This window comes from Pseudomonas sp. IT-P218 (assembly GCF_949767605.1).
Lineage (GTDB): Bacteria > Pseudomonadota > Gammaproteobacteria > Pseudomonadales > Pseudomonadaceae > Aquipseudomonas > Aquipseudomonas putida_AE.
Genome location: NZ_CATKQQ010000022.1, coordinates 272478 through 296555, shown reverse-complemented (window position 1 = coordinate 296555; position 24078 = coordinate 272478). Strand labels below are relative to the sequence as shown.

21 protein-coding genes and 1 tRNA gene are annotated in these 24078 nt (G+C 60.3%); 10 read left to right on the top strand and 12 right to left on the bottom strand.

The window, feature by feature from the left end:
• Positions 1-19: 19 nt before the first annotated feature.
• From ACM6I6_RS15440 to ACM6I6_RS15430, 3 genes are read right to left on the bottom strand one after another with little or no spacing between them, the layout of a single operon-like run.
• A complete protein-coding gene (locus tag ACM6I6_RS15440; protein WP_414920165.1) occupies positions 20-1408 on the bottom strand; it encodes an ArnT family glycosyltransferase in 1389 nt (462 codons plus the stop codon).
• Positions 1405-2367, bottom strand: a complete 963-nt coding sequence (locus tag ACM6I6_RS15435; protein ID WP_406590693.1) for a glycosyltransferase family 2 protein — start codon at positions 2365-2367, stop codon at positions 1405-1407. The genes ACM6I6_RS15440 and ACM6I6_RS15435 overlap by 4 nt, the downstream gene beginning before the upstream one ends.
• On the bottom strand, positions 2345-2719 hold the full coding sequence (locus ACM6I6_RS15430) for a GtrA family protein (RefSeq protein WP_414920164.1): 375 nt from the start codon (positions 2717-2719) through the stop codon (positions 2345-2347). The genes ACM6I6_RS15435 and ACM6I6_RS15430 overlap by 23 nt, the downstream gene beginning before the upstream one ends.
• Positions 2720-2823: 104 nt before the next feature.
• On the opposite strand from ACM6I6_RS15430, the gene ACM6I6_RS15425 reads away from it, so the two are divergent.
• Complete coding sequence (locus tag ACM6I6_RS15425) at positions 2824-3504, top strand: response regulator transcription factor (protein ID WP_274077289.1); 681 nt, start codon at positions 2824-2826, stop codon at positions 3502-3504.
• Positions 3488-4684 (top strand): HAMP domain-containing sensor histidine kinase, encoded by a 1197-nt coding sequence (locus ACM6I6_RS15420; RefSeq protein ID WP_323628214.1) that lies wholly within the window; start codon positions 3488-3490, stop codon positions 4682-4684. The genes ACM6I6_RS15425 and ACM6I6_RS15420 overlap by 17 nt, the downstream gene beginning before the upstream one ends.
• Positions 4685-4727: 43 nt before the next feature.
• Here ACM6I6_RS15420 and ACM6I6_RS15415 read toward each other — a convergent pair.
• From ACM6I6_RS15415 to fdnG, 7 genes are all read right to left on the bottom strand, one after another.
• Positions 4728-4823, bottom strand: a tRNA-Sec gene (locus ACM6I6_RS15415).
• 6 nt (positions 4824-4829) lie between these two features.
• Positions 4830-6737 (bottom strand): selenocysteine-specific translation elongation factor, encoded by a 1908-nt coding sequence (selB, locus tag ACM6I6_RS15410; RefSeq protein ID WP_414920163.1) that lies wholly within the window; start codon positions 6735-6737, stop codon positions 4830-4832.
• A gap of 1 nt (position 6738) precedes the next feature.
• Complete coding sequence (gene selA, locus ACM6I6_RS15405) at positions 6739-8157, bottom strand: L-seryl-tRNA(Sec) selenium transferase (protein ID WP_414920162.1); 1419 nt, start codon at positions 8155-8157, stop codon at positions 6739-6741.
• A 45-nt stretch (positions 8158-8202) separates the two neighbouring features.
• Entirely contained in the window at positions 8203-9129 is a 927-nt protein-coding gene (gene fdhE, locus ACM6I6_RS15400; RefSeq protein WP_274077293.1) for a formate dehydrogenase accessory protein FdhE, read from the bottom strand.
• A gap of 4 nt (positions 9130-9133) precedes the next feature.
• Positions 9134-9796, bottom strand: coding sequence for a formate dehydrogenase subunit gamma (locus ACM6I6_RS15395; protein ID WP_414920161.1), 663 nt, complete (start codon positions 9794-9796; stop codon positions 9134-9136).
• Positions 9793-10728 (bottom strand): formate dehydrogenase subunit beta, encoded by a 936-nt coding sequence (fdxH, locus tag ACM6I6_RS15390; protein ID WP_414920160.1) that lies wholly within the window; start codon positions 10726-10728, stop codon positions 9793-9795. Before fdxH ends, ACM6I6_RS15395 begins: the two co-directional genes overlap by 4 nt.
• On the bottom strand, positions 10729-13794 hold the full coding sequence (fdnG, locus tag ACM6I6_RS15385; RefSeq protein ID WP_414920159.1) for a formate dehydrogenase-N subunit alpha: 3066 nt from the start codon (positions 13792-13794) through the stop codon (positions 10729-10731).
• Positions 13795-14101: 307 nt separating this feature from the next.
• On the opposite strand from fdnG, the gene ACM6I6_RS15380 reads away from it, so the two are divergent.
• Positions 14102-15256 (top strand): MalY/PatB family protein, encoded by a 1155-nt coding sequence (locus tag ACM6I6_RS15380; RefSeq protein WP_414920158.1) that lies wholly within the window; start codon positions 14102-14104, stop codon positions 15254-15256.
• Between the two features lie 33 nt (positions 15257-15289).
• Here the strand turns inward: ACM6I6_RS15380 and ACM6I6_RS15375 are convergent, their stop codons facing one another.
• Complete coding sequence (locus ACM6I6_RS15375; RefSeq protein ID WP_406590685.1) at positions 15290-16522, bottom strand: MFS transporter; 1233 nt, start codon at positions 16520-16522, stop codon at positions 15290-15292.
• Between the two features lie 232 nt (positions 16523-16754).
• Between ACM6I6_RS15375 and efeU the strand changes: the two genes are divergently transcribed.
• The 4 genes from efeU (at position 16755) to efeO (ACM6I6_RS15355) (ending at position 21077) form a co-directional block, all read left to right on the top strand.
• Positions 16755-17600, top strand: coding sequence for an iron uptake transporter permease EfeU (efeU, locus tag ACM6I6_RS15370; protein ID WP_414920157.1), 846 nt, complete (start codon positions 16755-16757; stop codon positions 17598-17600).
• 102 nt (positions 17601-17702) lie between these two features.
• Entirely contained in the window at positions 17703-18908 is a 1206-nt protein-coding gene (efeO, locus tag ACM6I6_RS15365) for an iron uptake system protein EfeO (RefSeq protein WP_414920156.1), read from the top strand.
• Between the two features lie 18 nt (positions 18909-18926).
• The gene (gene efeB / locus ACM6I6_RS15360) at positions 18927-20225 is read left to right on the top strand and encodes an iron uptake transporter deferrochelatase/peroxidase subunit (protein ID WP_414920155.1); all 1299 of its coding nucleotides are present in this window, start codon (positions 18927-18929) and stop codon (positions 20223-20225) included.
• 27 nt (positions 20226-20252) lie between these two features.
• Positions 20253-21077: an iron uptake system protein EfeO gene (efeO, locus tag ACM6I6_RS15355; protein ID WP_274077302.1), complete on the top strand. Its 825-nt coding sequence runs from the start codon at positions 20253-20255 to the stop codon at positions 21075-21077.
• Between the two features lie 130 nt (positions 21078-21207).
• Here efeO (ACM6I6_RS15355) and pssA read toward each other — a convergent pair whose 3' ends face one another.
• A complete protein-coding gene (gene pssA, locus ACM6I6_RS15350; RefSeq protein ID WP_274077303.1) occupies positions 21208-22551 on the bottom strand; it encodes a CDP-diacylglycerol--serine O-phosphatidyltransferase in 1344 nt (447 codons plus the stop codon).
• Positions 22552-22767: 216 nt separating this feature from the next.
• Between pssA and ACM6I6_RS15345 the strand changes: the two genes are divergently transcribed.
• The 3 genes from ACM6I6_RS15345 to ACM6I6_RS15335 are packed head-to-tail and all read left to right on the top strand — an operon-like array spanning position 22768 to position 24076.
• Positions 22768-23331 carry a TetR/AcrR family transcriptional regulator gene (locus ACM6I6_RS15345; RefSeq protein WP_414920154.1) on the top strand — a complete coding sequence of 188 codons (564 nt, stop codon included), beginning with the start codon at positions 22768-22770 and terminating at the stop codon, positions 23329-23331.
• 57 nt (positions 23332-23388) lie between these two features.
• Positions 23389-23865: a nuclear transport factor 2 family protein gene (locus tag ACM6I6_RS15340; protein ID WP_323607152.1), complete on the top strand. Its 477-nt coding sequence runs from the start codon at positions 23389-23391 to the stop codon at positions 23863-23865.
• A 25-nt stretch (positions 23866-23890) separates the two neighbouring features.
• The gene (locus ACM6I6_RS15335) at positions 23891-24076 is read left to right on the top strand and encodes a hypothetical protein (RefSeq protein ID WP_414920153.1); all 186 of its coding nucleotides are present in this window, start codon (positions 23891-23893) and stop codon (positions 24074-24076) included.
• Positions 24077-24078: the final 2 nt, after the last annotated feature.

The window sequence follows — 24078 nt, the reverse complement described above, 5'->3', positions numbered from 1 at the left end:
GTCGACCGACCGGCTGCTCCTACAGACGACCACACCTGAGCAGCAAGCTCTCATTCGCCTGCCCCAATTCCTCACAACCGAGCTCTTGCAACAATCCCTCGGACAGGTTGCGCAAGCGCAAGGAGAGGTAAAACCTGCCATCGCCAGGCAACGCGTCGATACTTTCAACGCGCCTGGCAGCACCGGCACTGTAGAATTCTGCCGAGTAGGATCTTCTGTCCAGGTAGAACAACTCTCCGGGCGCATCCGCACTGTGCTCGTTCCACAGGCTGACGATCTCCCGCTGGTTCTGCGGCCTTTCACTCAGCGATCCTTGCAGCACCAGGGCCCCACCCGTTATTGGCAGGCAAGCTGACAACAGGTAGAGGATGGTCTGGCGCTTGTACATTGAAATGCTCTCGGCCAACAAGATTGCCCAGGCAGGTAAGGCAGGCAACACATAGGTCCAGAGGATATTGCCCGCCAAGGTAAAAAACAGCGGGGTTGCCAGCGCCCATCCCCAAAGGAAGGTGTAGAAATCAGGGTTCCAGCCATAGCGATTGCGCGCCTTGTGCAGCATCCACAGGCAGAGTGTCCATGGAAACAGACTACCGATCAGATATATCCAGATCGTCCCTAATGTTTCTGCATGGGCACTGCCATAAAGGTCACCCTGCCATTTCGAAATGACGTATCGACTCCAGTGTTCCCCAACAAAGAAGTAATTCAAGAATCCCGGGGTCTTGTTTTCAGCCAGGTAATACCAAGGCACAGACACCGCGGCCAGCAGAATCAAGCCAGACAACCAGGGTAGATGAAGAAAACGTTTCCAGTTCCGCGTCGAGGCAGCCCACACCATTGCCAGCATACCCACCAGAACAATGGATAAGGGGCCTTTGGCCAACATGCCCAAACCCAGGCCTATAAACCCGATTCTGGCCCAGGTCAGGTCATGATAAGTAACCCCTCTCCACAAGCCATACGCAGAAATCACCATGGCGAAACTCAGCGCAGGGTCAGTCAGGACAACCCCACTCGCTATAAAGCCGAGCGCGCAGCTGGAGTAGATGATCGAAGCGATCAAACCTGTCCTCAGGTCGCGCTCTTCGCGACAGAACTTCAGGATCACCGCACAGGTTGCGACGTGAATGAGCCAGGCAGGAAAACGGCTGGCAAACTCACCCACGCCCAGAATTTTCATGCTCAGCGCCTGGGTCCAGAACGACAGGGGTGGCTTACCCCAGAACGGAACGCCATGATCAAACATCGGGGTGATCCAGTCATCGAGGGTCACCATCTTGCGAGCGACCTCCGCATAACGCGCCTCCGACGTATCCATCAACGGGTAAAACGCCAATCCCGCCAGCCTGGCCAGACAGATGGCAACCAGGATCAACCATAACAAGCGGTTCTGATCAACCTGAGTCATGCCGACCGCTCCCGCAGGGCACTATCCGCAATCCGGGAAGTCGACTTTCTCAGAAAATAATGCGGCCTGCCCTTTGCCTCCACTTTCAGAATCCCGACATACTCCCCGACCAAGGCGATACCGCAAGTCATCAATGCCAGTACAACAAGGATGAAGTTCTCATAACCCACATTGCCCGTTATCAAGGCACCGACAAAAGCGATAACGGACATCGTCATGACCAGGGCGGCGCAATAGCTGAACCAGCGCAGCGGGCTGTGTGAAAATGAAAGTGAAGAGTCGATGGCCAGACCCAGGAGGTTTGGCATATTCCACTTGGTCTTTCCCGCCTCCCGACCCTCGCGATCATATTGCAAACAAATACTCTTGAAACCAATCCACCCGGCCAGCCCTTTCAGAACCCGAGACCTTTCCTTCAGTTCGATGAGCGCTGCCAGCGGCGCGCTGCCTAACAGCCGGAAATCGCTGACTTGCGAGGGGAAAGAGAAATCCTTCACCAATACACGCATGATCCGATAGTAGGCAGTAGCGGTTGTTCGTTTCAGCCAGGAATCACTGTCACGCTTTCTGCGCTGCATATTGACAACGTCGTAACCCGCCACCCAATGCACGATCATTGAAGGGATCAACTCTGGAGGGTCCTGGAGATCCGCATCGATGAAGATAATGGCACGAGCGTTTGCGTGTTCCATTCCCGCCCACATGGCGGCCTCCTTGCCAAAGTTTCGACTCAGGTGTAAACAACGCACATCCGGTTCGCGCGCAAACTCATCAAGCAGATCAGAGGTGTTATCCGCACTGCCATCATTTACATAAAGCAGTCCGATTCGCATGTTTAACTCACGCACTACATCAGTGATTCGCTGATGAAAAATCGGCAATACATCTTCCTCTTCAAAACAAGGAATAATTACCGTCAAGTCATAACAAGGCGGACTACTTGAGTCTGGTTGCTGCATATTTGAATATCCAATTGTTAGAAATTGTAAAATTTACGATCATTACCAGCAGAGAAGACAGTATCTGGGCGGGTAATGCACCTGCCCCCAGCCTCAAAATCACGGCCATGAACAGTGCATTGAAGGCAACACTCAATACACACAAAGCCGCGTAGTTGACGGGTCGTGCTGCTCTGTTGCGGAACACCCAGGCCTTGAGGATCCAGTAGTTAACGACAGCGCCCGCTATCGCGCCGATGGTGCTACTGAGCAACCCGCCGAAAACTGGCGCTAGAAGGAGCAAGAGCGCAAAATGCACTGTTGTCGCAGTCAAACCGGATATCAGGTAACGGGGAAACAGTAATGTATTCATGCAGCCAACATTACACGGCCCCGTGTGAACGGATTATCACATTCACAATCGGTTCACACTTTACTCAGTACAATGCCTGACAAGCATTAACGCGAGCATTGTCCATGCATGAAATATTATTGGTTGAAGACGACGTCGCGTTGGCCGGCACACTATGCGACTATCTTTCGGAGTTCGAAATCGATATAGATCATGCCTACGATGGGCGATCCTGCCTGGAATTGTTGAAGTCCAATAATTACGCCGCCATCATTCTGGATGTCACGATGCCGCGACTGAACGGGTTCGACACCTGCAGGCGGATCCGGGAACAAGGCAATACCGTGCCCATCATATTCCTGACGGCCCGCGACACCTTGGCTGACAAGCGGGACGGGTTCGAGGCGGGTGCTGACGACTATCTGGTGAAGCCATTTGAACCTGAAGAACTCAGGCTCAGGATCAACGCATTATTACGCCGGCAACGACCCCGGCCGCTTTCGACTCCGATAATGTGCGGGGACCTTGAGTTGACTGAAGCAACGTTCATGGTCAGTCGTGGAGAGCTGCGGACCCAACTTCCCGATATACAGTTTCGAATATTGAAGATGCTTGTCGAGGCAGCCCCAAGCCCCCTCAGCAGAAGGCAGCTTGAACTCGCTATCTGGCCCGATTCTGATCCACCCGACAGCGATCCACTGCGCACCCACATCTACCGCCTCAGACGGCTACTCGCCAAGCTGAACCTGGATCACTCACTGGTCACCCTCCACGGAAAAGGATACCGGCTTGCGATCCCCCACTAATTCCTTTTTTGTCCGGATCCTCTCCATACTGATCCCCTTTTCTACCCTCGTTGCGATCATTTACAGCGTGTTGATCTGGGCCTCGATCTCGATGACAGAGGACTACATCGTCAAACATTACCTGAAGCGTGAATTTGAGGCGTTCGAGCGCGAGTACGTGCAAGACGCAAGTGCTACACCGTTACCCAATACAAGTTATCTGCAGACGTTCTGGGGTGATAGCCTCGAATTGCCAGACTTTGCCAAACCACTAAGTGAGGGACTGCACGAAATCGGCGATACGCACGTTCTCATCAAAAAAATGCCGGGCACAGCCAACAAGATCTACATGATACTTGACGAGTCCAAAATGAGTTCCCTGGACAGCTTTGCGCCAACAACAATCAGTCTGCTCTGGGCACTGGCCGGACTCATTATAATAGCGGGCGCAGTAGTTTCGATTGTCATGGCGCGAATCATATCCGCGCCGGTTGTGCAGTTAGCCAAGGATCTGTCCCGACACCCCCTCAAGACCAAACAGCTCGAAAGCAATCATCGCAAGGATGAAGTAGGTGTTCTAAGCCGAGTGATCAGTGGAGCACTTGAACGCCTGGAAAATACGCTGGATAGAGAGCAAGCCTTCACCCGACATGTGAGCCATGAGTTAAGAACTCCGCTGAGCATTATCAGAAACTCCCTGGCTGTCATTAAATTGCCCGGCTGCGACGAGACGAAAAAGGCGCGCAATCTTCAACGCCTGCAGCAGGCATCAAGAGACATGGAAGATTTGATTGAACTGTTCCTTTGTCTAAGCCGCGAGAAGATCGGTCAAAAATGCGCCAACATTAATCTACAACAACTGCTGAACGACGCACTGCTGCGACACCAACCGAAAATCGACTCGATGAGTGTCCAGCTTCAGGTAAAACAGGACCTGATGATCAGCGCCGACCCAATACTGCTGAAAAGCTTGATTCACAACCTCATCAACAACGCCATCCAGCACGGCGGACAGCGCCTGCTGATTGCCGCCAACCAGAACAGCCTGGTTATTTCAAATACACTCACTGAAGTTGAATCAGTTGCAGGATATGGATTCGGCCTGGAAATCGTTTCGAGGATATGCCGATATGCCGGCTGGAGCTTGCACATACGCTCTACCTCGACAGTTTACTCCGCTAAAATAAGCCAACTTGGCTAGCGCAGGATGCTCACCCCCAAAGTTTTGCGCGAGCCAGGGAAACTGGCGGAAGGTAGCCGGAGTCGAACCTGCCCGGGAACGGATGCCGTCCCCAACCGGGTTTGAAGCCCGGCCGCGCCACCGGGCGCGATTACCTTCCAAAAAATCAATGATCCGTGGACCGGGCCAGGGCATTGTCCGGGCGGATGTGGCGCCTTTCGCCAAACCGCCGGGTCAGCCCGAGCCGATCGAAATATTCGAGAATCTGGATGCTGCGCTTGCGCCCCAGTCCCACCGCATCGCGAAACGCCGACACCTGGATCACCGGGTCAGCCTCGGCCAGTTGCATCAGCATAGCCGCCAATCGCCGGATCACCGCATCGGTGTAAAACAGGTCGCGGACCACTTGATGCAGCAGCCCCAGCCGGGCCATCTTGCGCAACAGCAAGCGCACGGTGGCCTCATCATGACCCAGTTCGCGCACCCACGGCGAATTGAACCCGGCGTCGTCGAACCGCGGCTGCAACTGTTGCCAAAGGGCTTCGTCCTCTTCACTCAAACGCACTTGATGACTGGGCAGATGCAGCCATGGCCCGCTGGTGGTGATGACCCCATCGGCCAGTAATTCGTCGAGCAAACTGATGAAGGACGGGCGATCGAGTGCCGTGCCGCTGAATCGACGCAGGCGATCGCGGTCCGGCCCCATCTGGTCCGGCTCCAATTGGTGAAAGCGCGCCAGATGCTCCAACACATCCGCTTTCAAGGCCTGCCAGCGACCGGCGCTGAACAACAGCGGACCCTGGCGGGTTTCGATCAGGCGCACGTCATCCGGCAACACCCAGTTTGCCCGCGGATGGTTGAACTGGCGTTCCAGGCGTTGCAGGTCAAGCCCGCTGTCACTGTTGGCCAGCAGTGTCGGCATGACGGCTTCCAGGCCAGTGCTCGCCCGCAACGCCTGTAGCTGCGCCAGTCGCTCGGGACTGCGCCGGTGTCGGCTCTGTGCGAACGGATCGAGCACGCGACCGCCGCCCAGGGTCCGTTGCGCGCTCTGGTCACGCAGGATCAGCGGATCGCCCTTCACGGCCTGCACCGGCGCATTGAGCAGGATCTGCGCGAACATCCGCTCACCCGGCGCCAGGCTGGATCCCTCCAGCAGGGCCACGCGCCCGGTCACGTCTTGAGTGCCGATATGCGCATGCACCGGTTGAAAATGCTCGAAGGCGCGAGGCTCCCCGGGCAACAACCGCAGGTCGATATCCAGGCGCTGGGTCGGTGCGTACAGCCACTGCGTCGACAGCCACTGGCCGCGATGAATCTGCTCCAGCGCCAGGCGATCCGCGCTCAGGTTCAAGGCAACGCGCTGTCCTGCGGTCGCACGTTCGGCGGCTTGATTCTGCGCATGCAGGCCACGCACCCGCACGGGTTTGCCGAGGGGACCGAGCAACAGCGTATCGCCCACCGTCACCTCGCCGGACAGCGCCGTGCCGGTGACCACGATCCCGGCGCCTGCGACGCTGAATGCCCGATCGATCGCCAGGCGAAAGCCACCAGCGAGGCTGCGTTGCCGCACCTCACGCTGGGCATCGAGCAACGCCTGGCGCAGGGTGTCGATGCCCTGCCCGGTCACGCTCGACAGCGTGATCAACGGTGCATTGGCATAGGGCCCCAGCGTCAGCAAGGCCTGGATTTGCTCGCGCACCTCTTGCACCCGGGAGGATTCGACCCGGTCGCATTTGCTGATCGCCACGAGTGCGCGGGGAATGCCCAACAGTTCGACGATGGCCAGGTGTTCCCGGGTCTGCGGCATCACGCCGTCGTCGGCGGCCACCACCAGCAACACCAGGTCGATGCCCTGTGCGCCGGCGAGCATGTTGTGGGTGAAGCGTTCATGCCCGGGTACGTCGATAAAACCGGTGAGGGCCGTGCCCGGCTCGAGGGCGGCGTAAAGGTAGCCGAGGTCGATGGTCATGCCGCGTTCGCGCTCTTCGCGGCGTCGATCACCGGCCTGCCCGGTCAGTGCCTCGAGCAATGCGGTCTTGCCATGGTCGATGTGCCCGGCAGTGCCGACGATCATCTCAGGTCACCTGCAATTGATCGAGTTGCGCCAGCCAGGCCGGTTCGTCGTCCAGTTGCCGCAGGTCCAGCCACAAGGCGTCGTCGTCGATGCGCCCGAGCACCGGGATCGGCAAGGCGCGCAGCGCTTCTTCGAGCCCAAGCAGGCTTCGCCCGCGCAGACGTTTGGAGGTAAGCGGTCGCAGGCACAGCGCGGCACTGGGCAAGCGCGCCACCGGTTGGCTGCCGCTGCCGATCATGCCCAGCGCCGGCACTGCGCTGACACTCCAATGAGCGCCCAACACCCGTGCCAATGACGGTTGCAGACGTTCAGCCTGAGCGAGGATGTCGGCCTGCGTACGCGTCAGCAGGCGCAGGCTCGGCAGGCGCTCAGCCAATCGATCAGGGTTGCGGTACAGCCCCAACACCGCTTCGAGCGCTGCCAGAGTCAGCTTGTCGACCCGCAACGCACGTTTGAGCGGGTTTTTCTTGATCCGCGTGATCAACGCCTTGCGCCCGACAATCAACCCGGCTTGCGGGCCACCGAGCAACTTGTCGCCGCTGAAGGTGACGATGTCCGCGCCATCGAGCAGGGCCTGGCGCACCGTCGGTTCGGCCGGCAAGCCCCAACGGGTCAGGTCCAGCAGACTGCCGCTACCGAGGTCTTCGAGCAGCGGCAAGCCATGTTGGTGCGCCAGTTGCGCCAGCTCGGCGGTCGGCACCCGGGTGGTGAAACCCTCGATGCTGTAGTTGCTCGCATGCACCCGCATGATCAACCCGCTGCGCGGGCCGATGACGGCTTCGTAGTCGCGGGCATGGGTGCGATTGGTGGTGCCGACCTCGACCAGTTTCACTCCGGCCCGCGCCATGATGTCGGGGATACGAAAGGCGCCGCCGATTTCGATCAGTTCGCCCCGGGAGATGATTCCTTCCTTGCGAACGCCCAGGCTGTTGAGGGTCAGCAGCACCGCGGCGGCATTGTTGTTGACCACGGTCACCGCTTCGGCGCCGGTCAGCTCGCGGATCAGGCCCTCGATCAGGTCGTCGCGGTCGCCGCGCTTGCCGCTGTCCAGGTCGAATTCCAGGTTCAACGGATAGCGCGCGGCCATTCGCACGGCGTCGATGGCTTCCTCCGGCAACAAGGCGCGGCCCAGGTTGGTGTGCAGGACCGTGCCGGTGAGGTTGAACACCCGGCGCACGTGGCTGCGGTGCTGGCTGGCCAGACGCTCGCCCGCCCTGCCCGCCAGCACGTGCGGGGTAAGTTCGACCTCGTTGAGAAGTCCTGCCAGGACCGGTTCGCGCAAGTCATCGAGCAACTGGCGCAGGCTGGCGAGCAAGGCGTGGCGCCCATAACGTTCGGCCAGCGGCTGGCAGGCCGGATGGCGAAGCAGGCTGTCGATCGAAGGCAATCGCAAGGCTTGGCTGGCAGATCGGGCGGACATCAGGCGCTCCGGCAAAGGTTGACCGCCTGAGTGTAGACGCTCGCTTCAGTCGCCCCCGGGGGCCAGCAACAGATTGGGCGCAGGACGCACAAAGCCCTCCTGCTCCAGGCGCATGTCGAGGATCAGGCTGCTCAGGTCGGCGGACAAGGCTTCGGCTTCGGCGTCGCATTCGAGATAAAGCTGCTTGAGATAACTGTGGCAACCAGGGCAGGTTTCCGCGCGCAGCGGTGCCTTGTCCGCGGCGTGGCGGTCGCTGTCGAGGCTCACGTATTGCAAGCCTTTGCTCTGCTCGCAATACACGCACTTGACCCGCACCACATGCCATTCGCAGGCACACAGTGAGCACACCAGGTAGCGCAAGCCGTTGTATTTGCCGCGATGGCGGATCACCCCGGCCATGGCCGGTGAACCGCAAGCCGGGCATTGGTTGAGGCTGTTGCCGGGTTTCAACGTGAGGTCCTTTGTGCTCAGCAACCAATGGCTCCAGGCAACTTGCAAGGCCGCCCCCAGAAATGGCACCAGCGCCGCCGGCAGCAAGGCGAACTGCCCGCTGACCAGGGCAATGGCCCAGGCCTTGAGTTGCCCGACGCTGGCCTCACGCAAGGTCGCCACGGCGTTTTCCACCGCCGGCTGTGGCGGTGGCTGATAGTGCTGCAACAGCCCCTGCAGATACGCCAGCCACGCGTCCTCGCGCACCAGGCTGTCGGCGGCAAACGGCGGCAGGCCATGCTCCAGGCACAGGCGGATGCGTTGCGGGTCCGGCACTGCCGCCGCGGGTGGATCGTCCATCAGCTGCTGCTGTACGTTGCACAACCCCGCAACCAGGCGCAGGTAATCGGCCAGCGGATGCCCTTCGGCAAGGCGCTCCAGGCGCAGCGCGCGCAAGGCGAACAGGTTTTGCGGTGGAAGGTGCAGAAACGGCGGCGATGTCGCCGCCGCTTCGATCTGTCCCGGCTCCAGGATGGTGGCCAAATCGTTATCCTTTTTTGCCCAGCGGTGGGTCGGGACGCGGACGCTCGTCGTCACGGGTCACTTCGCGGTACCAGAGTTCGTGATGTTTCCTGGCCCAGGCGCGGCTGACCCGACCATGCAGCATGGCGTGGACCGAGCCCTTGATCCAGATGCCGGCGTAGATGTGCACGATGATGCAGAGGATCAGCACGAAACCGGCCAGCGCGTGCAGCAGCATCGCCCAGCGAATCGTGGTGATGCCGAAGTACTCGCTGAAATACGCGCGCCAGATCACCAGCCCCGTGAACAGCAGTCCCAACATGCACAGCAGTAAAGTCCAGAACAGCAGCTTCTGCCCGGGGTTGTACTTGCCGATGGGAGGCACGCCCTCCTCTTCGTTTTTCATCACCCGGTCGATGCGCCGCAGCCACAGGCGATCGTTGTCGATGAAGTAGTTGGCGCGCCAGAACTGCACCACCAACCCGAGGAACAGCACGAACATCACCACGCCCATGAACGGGTGCAGGATGCGCGTCCAGGGCCCGCCACCGAACAGGTGGCTCAGCCAGAACAGCGCCGGATGAAACAGTGCCAGCCCGGACAGCCCCGCCATGAAAAACAGGATCGCCACCAGCCAGTGGTTGGTGCGCTGGTTGGCGGTATAGCGCAGGATCTGTTTGCGGATCATGGCCTGTCCTCCCGCTTCGGATCATAGGTGTGCACCGTCGGATCGACTTCATGTACGGCAGGATCGATGGGCGGCGGCAGCTCATCCTCCTCGACCACCTGCGGGCCGACGCGCACGTAGTGGAAAAATCCGGCCAGTACCGCCAGTCCCATGGCCAACAGGCCCAGGGGTTTGCTCACACCTTTCCACAGATCGACCAACGGGCTGATCACCGGATCGCTCGGCAGGCCGGCGTACAGCTTCGGCGTGTCGGCGTGGTGCAACACATACATCACGTGAGTGCCGCCGACACCGGCAGGGTCGTACAGCCCGGCGTTGTCGAAGCCGCGGCTCTTGAGGTCGACGATGCGTTCGGCGGCGTGTTCCTTCATGTCCTGCTTGGTGCCGAACACGATGGCGCCGGTCGGACAGGTTTTCACGCAGGCCGGCTCCAGCCCCACCGCCACCCGATCCGAGCACAGGGTGCATTTGTAGGCCTTGTGGTCCTTTTGCGAGATGCGCGGAATATTGAACGGGCAACCGGTGATGCAGTAGCCGCAGCCGATGCAGTGATCCTGGTTGAAATCGACGATGCCGTTGGCGTGCTTGATGATCGCCCCGGGACTGGGGCACGCGGCCAGGCAACCGGGTTCGGCGCAGTGCATGCAGCCGTCCTTGCGGATCAGCCATTCGAGGTTGCCGGCGTCGGTTTCGTGCTCGGTGAAACGCATCAGGGTCCAGGTTTCTGCAGTCAGGTCCTGGGGGTTGTCGTAGGTACCAAGGTTGTGGCCGACCTCGTCGCGCAGCTCGTTCCATTCCGAGCAGGCGACCTGGCAGGCCTTGCAGCCAATGCACTTGGTGGTGTCGATCAGCTTGGCGACTTCCTCCTGGTCGCGTACCGATGGGGGCACGGTGGTGGTGGCCGAGCGGGCAATGATGTCTTGGCTGGCCATTTAGACTTTCTCCACGTTGACCAGGAATGACTTGGATTCCGGGGTCTGGGTGTTGCCATCGCCGAGGAACGGCACCAGGGTGTTGGTCAGGTAGCCGTGGCGCGTGAGCCCGGTGAAGCCCCAGTGCAACGGGATACCGATCTGGTGCACCACCTGGTTGTTGACCTGCAGCGGACGAATCCGCTTGGTCACCACCGCCACCGCTTCGATGAAGCCACGCTTGCTGCTGACCCGCACCCGGTCGCCGGCGACGATGCCTTTTTCCCTGGCCAGCACTTCGCCGATCTCGACGAACTGCTCGGGCTGGGTGATCGCGTTGAGCTTGCAGTGCTTGCTCCAGAAGTGGAAATGCTCGGTCAGCCGGTAGCTGGTGGCGGCGTACGGGTAGTCCTTGGCCACGCCCAGGGAATCCCAGACCGAATCGAAGATCCGCGCCGCCGGGTTGCTGGTGGCTTTCTTGTTCTGCGGGTGCAGCGGGTTGATGCCGATCGGCGTCTCGAACGGCTCGTAGTGCTCGGGGAATGGGCCCTCGTTCATCTTGTCGACGGCGAAGAACCGCGCCACGCCTTCGGGGTTCATGATGAATGGATTCATCCCCGCTTCCGGCGCCACGTCAGCCTTGAAGTCCGGTACATCGGTACCGGCCCAGGCTTTGCCGTTCCACCACACCAGGCGTTTTTTCTCGTCCCAGGGCTTGCCTTGCGGGTCGGCCGAGGCGCGGTTATAGAGAATCCGCCGGTTCGCCGGCCAGGCCCAGGCCCAACCCTGGTGCTGGTGCATGCCATAGGGGTCGTTGTTGTCGCGCCGGGCCATCTGGTTGCCGGTTTCGGTCCAGCTGCCGCAGAAAATCCAGCAACCGGACGCCGTGCCGCCGTCGTCCTTGAGCTGGCCGAACCCGGCCAGTTGCGTATTGCCCTTGATCAGCGCCCCCGTGGCGTCGGTAAAGTCGGTGACAGCGTAGCCGTTGACCTCCTTGGCCAGTTCTTCCGGTGACGGTTCGTCGGGCACCTTGTACGGCCACGACAGTTTCAGCAGCGGGTCGGGATAGGCCCCGCCCTCGGCCTGATAGCGCTGGCGCAGGCGCAGGAACAGCTCGCTCATGATGCGGATGTCGGTGTACGACTCTCCGGGACCGTCGGCGCCCTTCCAGTGCCATTGCAGCCAGCGACTGCTGTTGACCAGCGAACCGTCTTCCTCGGCAAAGCAGGTGGTGGGCAGGCGAATCACTTCGGTCTGGATGTCGGCGCTGTTGACGTCGTTGTACGGCCCGACCTTCTGCCAGAACTCCGAGGTTTCGGTGGCCAGCGGGTCCATCACCACCAACCATTTGAGTTTGGCCAGCGCGGCCATCACGCGGTTCTTGTCCGGCAACGCCGCAATCGGGTTGAAGCCCTGGCACATGTAGCCGTTGACCTTGCCCTGGCCCATCAGGTCGAACACCTTGAGGATGTCGTAGTTGGGAATGTCCAGTTTCGGCAGATAGTCGTACGCCCAATTATTTTCCAGTGTGGCATTGGCGCCGTACCAGGCTTTCATCAGGCTCACGTGGAATTTGCTGTAGTTCTGCCAGTAGGACAGTTGCCCCGGCCGCAGCGGTTTCTGCGTGCGTTTGAGGATGTAGGCGTTGTAGTCCTGCTCGGCATCGCCGGCCAGCGTGAGATAACCCGGCAGCGCGTTGGACAACAGGCCCAGGTCGGTCAGGCCCTGAATGTTGGAATGCCCGCGCAAGGCATTAACGCCCCCGCCCGGCATGCCGACGTTGCCCAGCAACAGTTGCACCATCGCCGCGCTGCGGATGATCTGCGCGCCAATCGAGTGCTGGGTCCAACCCAGCGCATAGAGGATGGTCATGGTCTTGCCCGGCGTCGAGCAAGTGGCGATCTCCTCCCAGATTTTCTGCATCGCATCGACCGGCATGCCGCAAATCTGGCTCGCCAGTTCGATGTTGTAACGGCTGTAATGCTGCTTCATCAGTTGATAGACGCAGCGCGGATCCTGCAAGGTCGGGTCGACTTTGGCAAAACCGTCTTCACCGAGTTCATAGCCCCAGCCGGACTTGTCCGTGTACGTACGCTTGGCCGCGTCATAGCCACTGAAAATCCCGTCCTCGAAGCCATAGCCGGCCTTGACGATGAACGATACGTCGGTGTAGTTGCGCACGTATTCGTGCTGGATCTTGTCCTCGGTCAACAGGTAATTGATCAACCCGCCCATGAAGGCGATGTCAGTACCGGTGCGGATCGGCGCGTAATAATCGGCCACCGAGGCGGTCCGGGTAAAACGCGGATCGACCACGATCAGCCGCGCCTTGTTGTGCGCCTTGGCTTCGGTCACCCATTTGAAGCCACATGGGTGCGCTTCTGCTGCGTTGCCGCCCATCACCAGGACCAGGTTCGCGTTGGCGATATCGGTCCAGTGGTTGGTCATGGCTCCACGGCCGTACGTCGGGGCAAGACTTGCCACCGTCGGGCCGTGTCAGACACGCGCCTGGTTATCGAACCCCAGCATGCCGAGGCTGCGCACCACCTTGTGGGTGATGTAGCCCGCTTCGTTGGACGCCGCCGATGCCGCGAGAAAACCCGTGGTGAGCCAGCGGTTGACCGTCTGGCCCTGGTCGTTCTTCTCGATGAAGTTGGCGTCGCGGTCGGCCTTCATCAGGTCGGCGACGCGATCGAGCGCTTCATCCCAGGAAATGCGCGTCCACTCACTGCTGCCGGGCTTGCGCACCTGCGGGTATTGCAGGCGGCCGGGGCTGTGAATGAAGTCGAGCAAACCTGCGCCTTTGGGGCACAGGGTGCCGCGGTTGACCGGGTGGTCGGCGTCGCCTTCGATATGGATGATGTTTTGCGCGACGTTCTTGGCAGTATCGCCCTGGCTGTACATGATCAACCCGCAACCGACCGAGCAATACGGGCAGGTGTTACGGGTTTCATGGGTGTGGGCGAGCTTGAAGTGGCGCACCTGCTCGGCGAAGGCGGCAGTCGGGGCCATGCCCAACGCGCCCAGGCTCGAGCCTGCAAGGCCGATACCGGCGACCTTGAAGAACTGACGACGGCTGAGGTCCATCGTGCACTCCTGATCAGGTGGAAATCCGCTGCTTTGGCGGGTTTTTCTGGACAATCACGGTGGCGGCAGTCTGGCTACCGCCTCTTGAATTTTAGACAAGGCTGTCGAATTCACCATGAGAACCGACCGTCGGGCGACGCGCCCCCTGTAGGAGCTGCCGAGTGCAACGAGGCTGCGATCTTTTGATTTTTTTAAAGCAAGATCAAAAGATCGCAGCCTGCGGCAGCTCCTACAGGTCCCGCTCGCTCCCACAGGGATTGGTGCTTATCATGGCCACCATGATTAACCGGCCTTTACGAGACTGCGCATGACTTTCGATTTTGATCAGATGTTCGATCGCCACGACACTGGCAGCACCAAATGGAGCCGCTACCCGGCCGACGTGCTGCCGATGTGGGTCGCCGACATGGATTTCGCCGCGCCGCCGGTGATCGTCCAGGCCCTGCAAAAGCGCCTGGAACACCCGCTGCTGGGCTACAGCATGGCCAAGGACGATTTGCGCGAAGCCATCGTGGCCGATTTGTGGAACAAGTACGCCTGGCGTGTCGAGCCGCAGGAGCTGATCTTCCTGCCGGGCGTCGAGTCGGGCTTCAACATGGCGCTCAAGGCGCTGGTACAGCCGGCACAGAACGTGGTCGTGCAAGTGCCGAACTACCCGCCCCTGCGTCACGCGCCAGGCCATTGGGGCCTGAACAAGGTCGAACTGACCTTCGACCCGCAGCCGGACGGCACCTACGCCACGCCACTGTCGACCTTGAACGAGTCCCTGCAAGGCGGCGGCGCGCTGCTGCTGAGCAACCCGCACAACCCGTTGGGCAAAACGTTCGGCCGCGAAGAACTGCTGGCCATTGCGGACATCTGCCTGGCCAACGAGGCCTGGATCATTTCCGACGAGATCCACGCCGAACTGTGCTTCGACGGCCGCCAGCACCTGCCGATGGCGTCCCTGAGCCCGCAAATCGCCCAGCGCACCATCACGTTGATGTCGGCCAGCAAGGCCTACAACATCGCCGGCATGAAGACCTCATTCATGATCATCCAGGACCGCCACCTGCGCGAGAAGGTCAATCATGCCCGCTGCGGCATGGTCGACAGCGTCAACCCGCTGGGCATGGAAGCCACCCGCGTCGCCTACAGCGAAGCCGCGCCGTGGCTCGCCGCATTGAAAGACTACCTGCAGGCCAACCGCGATTACCTGGTCGACGCCGTGCGCAGCCGTTTGCCGGGCATCACCCTGAACGTGCCGCAAAGCACTTACCTGGCCTGGCTCGATTGCTCAGCGCTGGGGCTGGATAACCCGCAACAGTTCTTCCTCGAACAGGCCAAGGTCGGTCTGAGCCCTGGCCTGGATTTCGGCGATGACTGCAAACAGTTCGTGCGCCTGAACTTCGGCTGCCCGCGGTCATTGCTGGAGGAAGGGATTGCGCGGATGGAGCGTAGTTTGCGGCATCGTAACGCTTGATCCTGTCATGTCCCGTAGGAGCCAGACTGGCTCCTACAGTTTTTGAGCTCGCCTTGGCATGACCGTAAAAGCCGCCAGCACAATCAACAGTGTTCCTACGGCACTGACGATTGCCGTGAGGGAAAGGGTCTGGGAGTAACCCACCAGCCCGCCGACGACTCCGCTTCCTAGATAAATGAAGGGGTGCAGTCCACTGGTAAAGAACGTATCGACCGCCACCACTTTGCCGAGGTCCTTCTCGGGAGAAAGTGTCTGCATCGCGGTGGCCCATCCCGTCAACCAGGCCGCTTCGACGATGCCCACGAAGGTCGCCCCCAGTATCGCCATCCAGAACGAGCTTCCCATGCCGAGAAGCGCCATCGCGCCAGCCAGCAGCAAGCCGCAGGCCACGGCAAGACTGATCAGTCGCTCATGGCCGCAAGCGAGAACCGTGATGACAGATCCAATGCACGCACCGAATCCCGATGCGGCCAGACACAGTCCCCACATTTCCTGACTGAAGCGATCGCTGATGGCATAGGGTGCGACGACCAGAAAAATCGGAAAGCACAATACGTTCACCACCAGCGTGGCTGCAAAACCCAGCGAGAGCATGGAATTGCCGGTAATAACGCTAATGCCGCTGACCGCTTCTCGGATCGAGATCCCCTCCTCGCACTCACGTCGCTCTATATCGGGCAACTTCGCCGTATAAACGGCAGCGCAAAAGAACGTCAGACCATCGATCAAGATGCCCCAGACCGGGTCCCAGAAAATGATGAACACGCCCAGCGTCGCGGGAAACAGCACAGCAACCAGGTTATCGACAAAGTTCATCGCACCATTGCCGGCAACCAGTGCTTGCTTGGGCAGCAAATTGACGAGCAGTACCTGGGCACACGGACGGGATACCCCGATGCCGATGCCAAAGATCAGATAGGCAAGGATCAGGCACCACCAAGGCGCACCGCAGAAGATCAGCGCCACGGCGGTGAGCTGCGCAATACCCCGAGCCGTATCGGTGTAAATCAGCACCTGTTTCGCCGACTGTCGATCCGCCAGCAAACCTCCGGCCAAGGCCCCCATCACGGTACCTACCCCGACTGCCGCCATGACAAAACCGAACACGTCCGCTGCGAATCCACTTCGAATAAGGGCTATCGGCAACGCGGCCAGGCAAATAGCGTCACCGGCCATCGAGAGGCTTTGCCCGATGAGCAAATTGCGAAAAGATGAGACGTTCAGCGCTTCGGTATACGGTGAAAAGCGATCGACAATAGAGATCATGAGTAATCGTCCATGAGGCCCATGCTTGCGTCCTGATTTAAGTGCGTAGCGAGTTTGCCAGCGAAGGCGTCCTGAAGCCGGATGCAATATCCAGCGGCCCCATCGCCAGCAAGACGGCTAACATCTTAACGATTGTTCAGCTTAGGTTCAGGTAATTGTCAATCACTCCCATATGGGAATGAGTGTCATTATGTTACAACTTAGCACCCTATCTAATTCCCCACGGTGCTGAATGCTCGTTCCTTTCCTGATCATGCTGCGCGAAGGCATTGAAGCCGCGTTGATCGTTGGCATTATCGCCAGTTATCTCAAGCAGACCGGCCGCGGCCAATGGATGCCCGCGGTGTGGGTCGGGGTGTTCCTCGCCGCCGCCCTCGCGCTGTTGGTGGGCGGTGGCCTGGAGTTGGTCAGCGCCGAGTTTCCGCAGAAGCAGCAGGAGCTGTTTGAGGGTCTGGTCGGCCTGGTAGCGGTCGGCATTCTCAGTTCCATGGTGTTCTGGATGCGCAAAGTGGCGCGTTCGATCAAGCACTCGCTGCACGTTTCCCTCGACAACGCTCTGGCCGGTTCCCGGAACCAGGTGATCGCGCTGATCGCCATGGTGTTTTTCGCCGTGGCCCGCGAAGGCCTGGAGACGGTGTTTTTCCTGCTCGCGGTATTCCAGCAAAGCGAAGGCCCGTCGGCACCGATAGGCGCCCTGCTCGGCCTGGTGCTGGCCATCGTCGTCGGTTTCCTGATCTACAGCGGCAGCATGCGCCTCAATCTCGGCGCGTTTTTCCGCTGGACCGGGCTGTTCATCCTCGTGGTGGCGGCGGGAATCCTGGCCAACTCGGTGCAGGCGCTGCATGAGGCCGGGATCTGGAATCACTGGCAGACCGTGCTCTTCGATTTCAGCACCTCGCTGCCGATGGACGGCCCACTGGGCTCGGTGCTGGCCGGGATGTTCGGTTACCAGGACGCCCCGACCGTCAGCACCCTCGGGGCCTATCTGATTTATCTGCTGGTGGCGGCGGTCATGTTCTTCATCCCTGCACCGCGCCCCAGTAGGAGCGAGCTTGCTCGCGATGGTCGTGAACGATAACGCGCCAAACCAGATTTCCAGCGGCGCCCAATGGTTTTTCGCGAGCAAGCTCGCTCCTACAGGGTTAGTCCATTCCCCCGCTTCCAGTCAGTAAGGGCAACCATGCCAGATCAAACTCCACCCCAGGTCTCCCCACCCCGAGCCTTGCGCTGGGCGGTGGCCGGTTCGGTGATCGTGATGATCGCCGCCGGCGGCCTGTTCTACTATGCCGCGCAATTGGCCGCGGCCAAGCGCGAACGCCAGGCCAACCATGACCAGGTGCTGGTGACCATTGCCGGCCACAGCTGCGAGCCGAACGCCCTGACGGTGCCGGCCGGGAGTTCCAGTTTTCGCATCGTCAACCGCTCCGATCGCGCCGTCGAATGGGAAATCCTCGACGGTGTGCTGGTGATCGAGGAACGGGAAAACATCGCGCCCGGACTGAGCCAGGTGATCAACGCCAACCTGCTGCCCGGCGATTACACCATCACTTGCGGCCTGCTGAGCAACCCGCGCGGCACGCTGCACGTTACCCCGACGGCGGCGTCGGAAGCCGCCGCCAAGGCCGGGCCTGCCTTACTGGCGTTTGTCGGGCCGCTGTCGGAGTACCGCGTGTACCTGAGCACCCAGGGTTCGATGCTGACCAAGGCGGTCACGGCCCTGGAGCAAGCCATTGGGGCCGGCGACCTCGAACAGGCGCAGGCGCTGTACCTGCCGGCGCGCGTTGCATATCAGAGACTGGCGCCCGCCGCTCAACGCCTGGGGCAATTGGACAACGCGATCAATGCCCGTGCGGACTACTTCGAAAAGCGCGAACAGGATCCGGGTTTCGTGGGCTTCCATCGCCTCGAATATGCGTTGTTCGAGCAACGCAACCTCGACGGCCTGGCACCGTTTGCCCAACGCCTGCTGACAGACGTCACGGCGCTCAAGCAACAGTTGCTGGCCCAGTCCCTGGCGCCGGAGCAACTGGTGAGCATCGCGGTGCGCAATCTCGACAACATCGCACAGGTAGGCGCCAGCACGGGCGAAGAGGAGCGCTACAGCCACAGCGACCTCAACGGCTTCGCCGGCAACCTGGACGCCAGCCGCAAGGTGGTCGAGCTGCTGCGCCCATTGCTGGGCAAATCCGCCGCGCCACTGCTGGCAAACATCGACACGGCCCTGGCCGACTTCGATGGCGAACTCAACGGCTTCAAGGTCGGCGACGGTTATGCCAGCTACGACAGCGTCAGCGCCGAACAACGCCAACAGATCGCCGACAAGGCCAAGGCACTGGCCGCCGCACTCGATGCCATAGACCCCGCCCTTGGCCTTTCCGGCCTGTAAGCAGAAGACGACTTTCAGATGAACGATTCAGAGCAATTCAACCTTCAGCGCCGCCGGGTCCTGATGGGCATGGGCGCCGCCGGTGTCGCACTGGCAGGTGGAGCCTTGAGCTGCCCGGCCATGGCCGCCAGCCCCGCGCAAGTGACCGAGGCGCCCAGCAGCGAGCGCACCCATGACCGCCATGACTTCCATGGCAAACACCAGAGCGGCATCATCACCCCACGCCCGGCGTCCGGCATGCTGGTGGCCTTTGATGTGCTGGCCAGCGATCGCGATGACCTGGAGCGGCTGTTTCGCACCCTGAATCAACGCATTGCGTTTTTGATGAAGGGCGGCCCGGTGGCCCAGGTCGATCCGAAACTGCCCCCGGTGGATTCGGGGATTCTCGGGCCGGTGGTCACGCCGGATAACCTGACCATCACCGTGTCTGTGGGCGCATCGCTGTTTGACGAGCGTTTCGGCCTGAGCGACGTCAAGCCCAAGCGTTTGATCCGGATGGTCGGCTTCCCCAACGATGCGCTGGAAGCTGATTGCTGCCACGGCGACTTGAGCATCCAGTTCTGCGCCAACACCGCCGATACCAACATCCACGCCCTGCGTGACATCGTGAAAAACCTGCCGGACTTGCTCCTGGTGCGCTGGAAGCAGGAAGGCAGCGTGCCGCCCCAGGCCCCGGCCAAACCGGGTATGCCGGCACAGAGCGCGCGCAACTTCCTGGGTTTTCGCGACGGCTCGGCCAACCCCGATTCCAACAATGCCCAAGCCATGGACCGCATCGTCTGGGTTCAGCCCGGCAGCGACGAGCCGGCCTGGGCGGCCAATGGCAGCTATCAGGCGGTGCGGATTATCCGCAACTTCGTCGAGCGCTGGGACCGTACGCCGCTGCAGGAACAGGAAAGCATTCTGGGCCGGGTCAAGGCCAGCGGTGCGCCCATGGGCGGCCAGCATGAATCGCAAGTCCCCGACTATGGCAAGGACCCCCAAGGCAAGCTGACCCGGCTCGACGCGCATATCCGCCTGGCCAACCCGCGCACCGCCGCGACCCAGGCCAACCTGATCCTGCGCCGGCCCTTCAACTATTCCAACGGTGTAAACAAGAACGGCCAACTCGACATGGGTCTGCTCTTCATCTGTTACCAGGCCGATCTGGAGAAAGGCTTCATTGCCGTGCAAACCCGACTCAACGGCGAACCGCTGGAGGAATACCTCAAGCCAGTCGGCGGCGGGTACTTCTTCACCCTGCCGGGTGTCACCGGTGACCAGGATTTCCTGGGCCGCTCGCTGCTTGAAGCCACACAAGCCAAAACAACAATGTGACCACCACAACCCTGACGGAACCGCCCCATGAAAAAGTCGCCACTCGCGTTATTGCTGACCCTAGGCTTGCTCAACTCCCCGCTTTCGGCATTCGCGGCAACGGCGCCGCTGGAGTTGGTGCAGCCGATTTCGGACTACAAGATCTACGTCACCGAGCAACTGGATGAACTGGCCAGCCACACCCGGCAGTTCACTGACGCGGTGAAAAAAGGCGACCTGGCGACCGCGAAAAAACTCTATGCGCCGACGCGCGTCTACTACGAGTCGATCGAGCCGATCGCCGAGCTGTTCAGTGACCTCGATGCCTCGATCGACTCCCGCGTCGACGACCACGAAAAAGGCGTGACAGCCGAAGACTTCACCGGCTTCCACCGCATCGAGTACTCGCTGTTCTCGCAAAACAGCACCCAGGGCCTGGGGGAACTCGCCGATGGCTTGAACAAGGACGTCACAGACCTGCAAACCCGCGTCGCCGGCCTGACCTTCCCGCCGGAAAAAGTCGTCGGCGGCGCCGCGGCGCTACTCGAAGAAGTCGCCGCGACCAAAATCTCCGGTGAGGAAGATCGCTACAGCCACACCGACCTTTATGACTTCCAGGGCAATATCGACGGGGCGAAGAAGATCGTCGACCTGTTCCGGGCGCAGATCGAGAAACAGGACGCGGCGTTTGTTGCCAAGGTCGATAAGAACTTTGCCACGGTGGACAAGATCCTGGCGAAGTACAAAACCCAGGATGGCGGATTCGAGACTTACGACAAGGTGAAGGAGAATGATCGCAAGGCGTTGGTTGGGCCGGTGAATACGCTGGCTGAGGATTTGTCGACGTTGCGGGGAAAGTTGGGGTTGAACTGAGATTTGTAGCGTCTGGGCGGACGCTTTCGCTGGCAAGCCAGCTCCTACAGGGTTTTAGGTCGATCACGTAATTATGTGATCGACGTTGAACCTGTAGGAGCTGGCTTGCCAGCGAAGCTTTTTTTCGGTCTTACAGAATGCGGTAGAGCAACCGCTCAACCCTCACCCTGCTCACCCGCTTGAGAAACTTCGCCACCCCCGCCGGGTAATCCGGCAGGGTTTGCAGGTCCTGGTAGCGCTCGATGCGCCGGGTGTGCTGGAAAATCTGCGCAAGCTCAGTGCGGCGCGGTTCCAGCAGTTCGTTGTGCGGATCGTCGATCAGCAAGGCGTTTTCCAGGTCGAGACGAAACGCCCGCGGGTTGAGGTTATTGCCGGTCAGCAAGGTGTAGCGCTGATCGACCCACATGCCCTTGAGGTGATAAGTGTTGTCGCCGTCCTTCCACAGGTGCAGGTTCAACTGGCCGCTGTCGATGTTGCGCTGATGCCGCTTGGCAAAACGGCGCAGGCTGATCTCGTACAGATACGGCAGCGCCGAAATCACCTTGAACGGTTCGCTCGGCGGGATGTAGAAATCGTTGGCGGTCTTGTCACCGACCACGATGTCGATCTTCACCCCCCTGGCCAGCGCCCGATTGATCTCCCGGGTCACCGCCAATGGCAGGTTGAAGTAAGGCGTGCAGATGGTCAGCTGATGCCGGGCGCTGGCGATCAGCTCGATGATCACCCGACTCAACGGGTTGTTCTTGCCGACGCCCAGTAACGGGCTGACCGACAATCCACTTTTATCCGTAGAGCCCTGGGTGGTGTCGTAGGCCGCGTGCTTGAGGCGGCTACGCAGGTCGCCGATGTCGTTGCGCAGGCTGCGGGTGGTCGGCAGGTTTGGCAGGTCCAGGCGATGCACCGCCTTGGAGGCCACCAGGCCGTGTTGCACCAGGTGATGCATCGAGTCGGCCAAGGCGCGGTTGTGCAGCAGGTGGTAACGGTCGTAACGGTACTTGTCGAACTGGTGCAGGTAGACGTTATTCAGGCTCGCACCGCTGTAGAGCACGCAGTCATCGATGACAAAACCCTTCAGGTGCAGCACGCCGAATAGCTCGCGGGTCTGCACCGGTACGCCATACACCGGCACGACGCTTTCACGGGTGCGGGTCATTTCCTGATACCAGGCCGAGTTGCCCGGCTGCTTGCCGGCACCGATAAGCCCGCGCTGGGCGCGCAGCCAGTCAACGACCACCACCACGTCCAGGTGCGGACGCGCCAGTTTGGCAGCGTGCAAGGCATCGAGAATTTCCTGGCCGGCCTCGTCCTGTTGCAGGTACAGCGCGACGATATAGATGCGCTGGGTGGCGCTGGCGATTTTTTCCAGCAGGCAACGACGGAACTCGGCGGCGCCAGAGAGGATGGTGACGGCATCGGCGGTCAGCGGAAAACTGCGCAGTTTAGGCAGCAGGGAGCGTTTGAAAAGCGACGGCATAGGGCTCGCAATGGGTCGAATCCGAAGAGCTTGAGAGCTTACACCATCGTTCGGTTTGGGTCTTGTTGGTGTCTGATCGGACGCCTTCGCTGGCAAGCCAGCTCCTACAGTTTGATCGCACTCCCCGTGGGAGCTGGCTTGCCAGCGAAGGCTTTTTAATGAACGCCGCAAAAATAACATTTGACCAAGGAGAACGGTCGTTCTACTGTTGGCCACATGAACGAAATCAATAGCAATGACACCCGCGACATCATCCTGGATGTCACCGAAAAGTTGATCTACAAAAGTGGCATTTCCGCCACTGGCATGGATCTCCTGGTGAAAACCGCCGGCGTCTCCAGAAAGAGTATCTACCGCTACTTCGCCAACAAGGAGGAGCTGGTCGTCGCCGCCCTGCAACGCCGGGACCAACGCTGGATGCACTGGTACAGAAGCGAAGTCAACCAGGCACCCACCCCGGCCGAGCGCTTGCTCAACCTGTTTACCGTGCTCAAGGCCTGGTTCGCCTGCGAAGGCTTCCGCGGCTGTGCATTCATCAACACCAGCGGCGAAACCGGCGACCCGCAAGACCCGGTTCGCCTGGTCGCCAAAGACCACAAGCAGAAGCTGCTCGACTACGTGTGCGAGCTGTGTACCGAATATGGCGCCGAGGATCCGCAGATGCTGGCCAAGCAGCTGCTGATCCTGATCGACGGAGCCATCACCGTCGCACTTGTCATGGGTGACTACAGTGCCGCCGATAATGCGCAATGCATGGCGCGAAAGTTATTGGACCTGTAAGTACAACATCAAGTACCGACAACTTGTTTGAACTTTAACTTACCAGGGAGACATGAAATGTCTAACGCCGAAGTCCGTCCGCCATTGCCGCCATTTACCCGTGAATCGGCCATCGAAAAAGTGCGCCTGGCCGAAGATGGCTGGAACTCCCGCGATCCGGAACGTGTATCGCTGGCCTACACCCTGGACACGAAATGGCGCAACCGCGCCGAGTTCGCCAACAACCGAGAAGAAGCCAAGGGCTTCCTGACGCGCAAATGGGCCAAGGAACTGGACTATCGGCTGATCAAGGAGCTCTGGGCCTTCACCGACAACCGCATCGCCGTGCGATATGCCTATGAATGGCACGACGATTCGGGCAACTGGTTCCGCTCCTACGGCAATGAAAACTGGGAGTTCAACGAGGACGGTCTGATGGCCCGGCGCTTCGCCTGCATCAACGACATGCCGATCAAGGAAAGCGATCGCAAGTTCCACTGGCCGCTGGGACGTCGGCCTGACGATCACCCGAGCCTGTCGGACCTCGGCCTGTAACACCGCCCCCCTTGTAGGAGCGAGCTTGCTCGCGATGAACGTCAACGATAACGCGCGCTTTCTGGCTAAACGCGGCGTTCTCCAGTCCATCGCGAGCAAGCTCGCTCCTACAACGATTTGGGTGTTTCAGGCGCAATCTGCTGCTGCGCTGTTGGCACAGCAACAGTTCAAGCTAAAAGGGGCCAGCCAGGTCGCAGCCAGAGTTGGATAAAG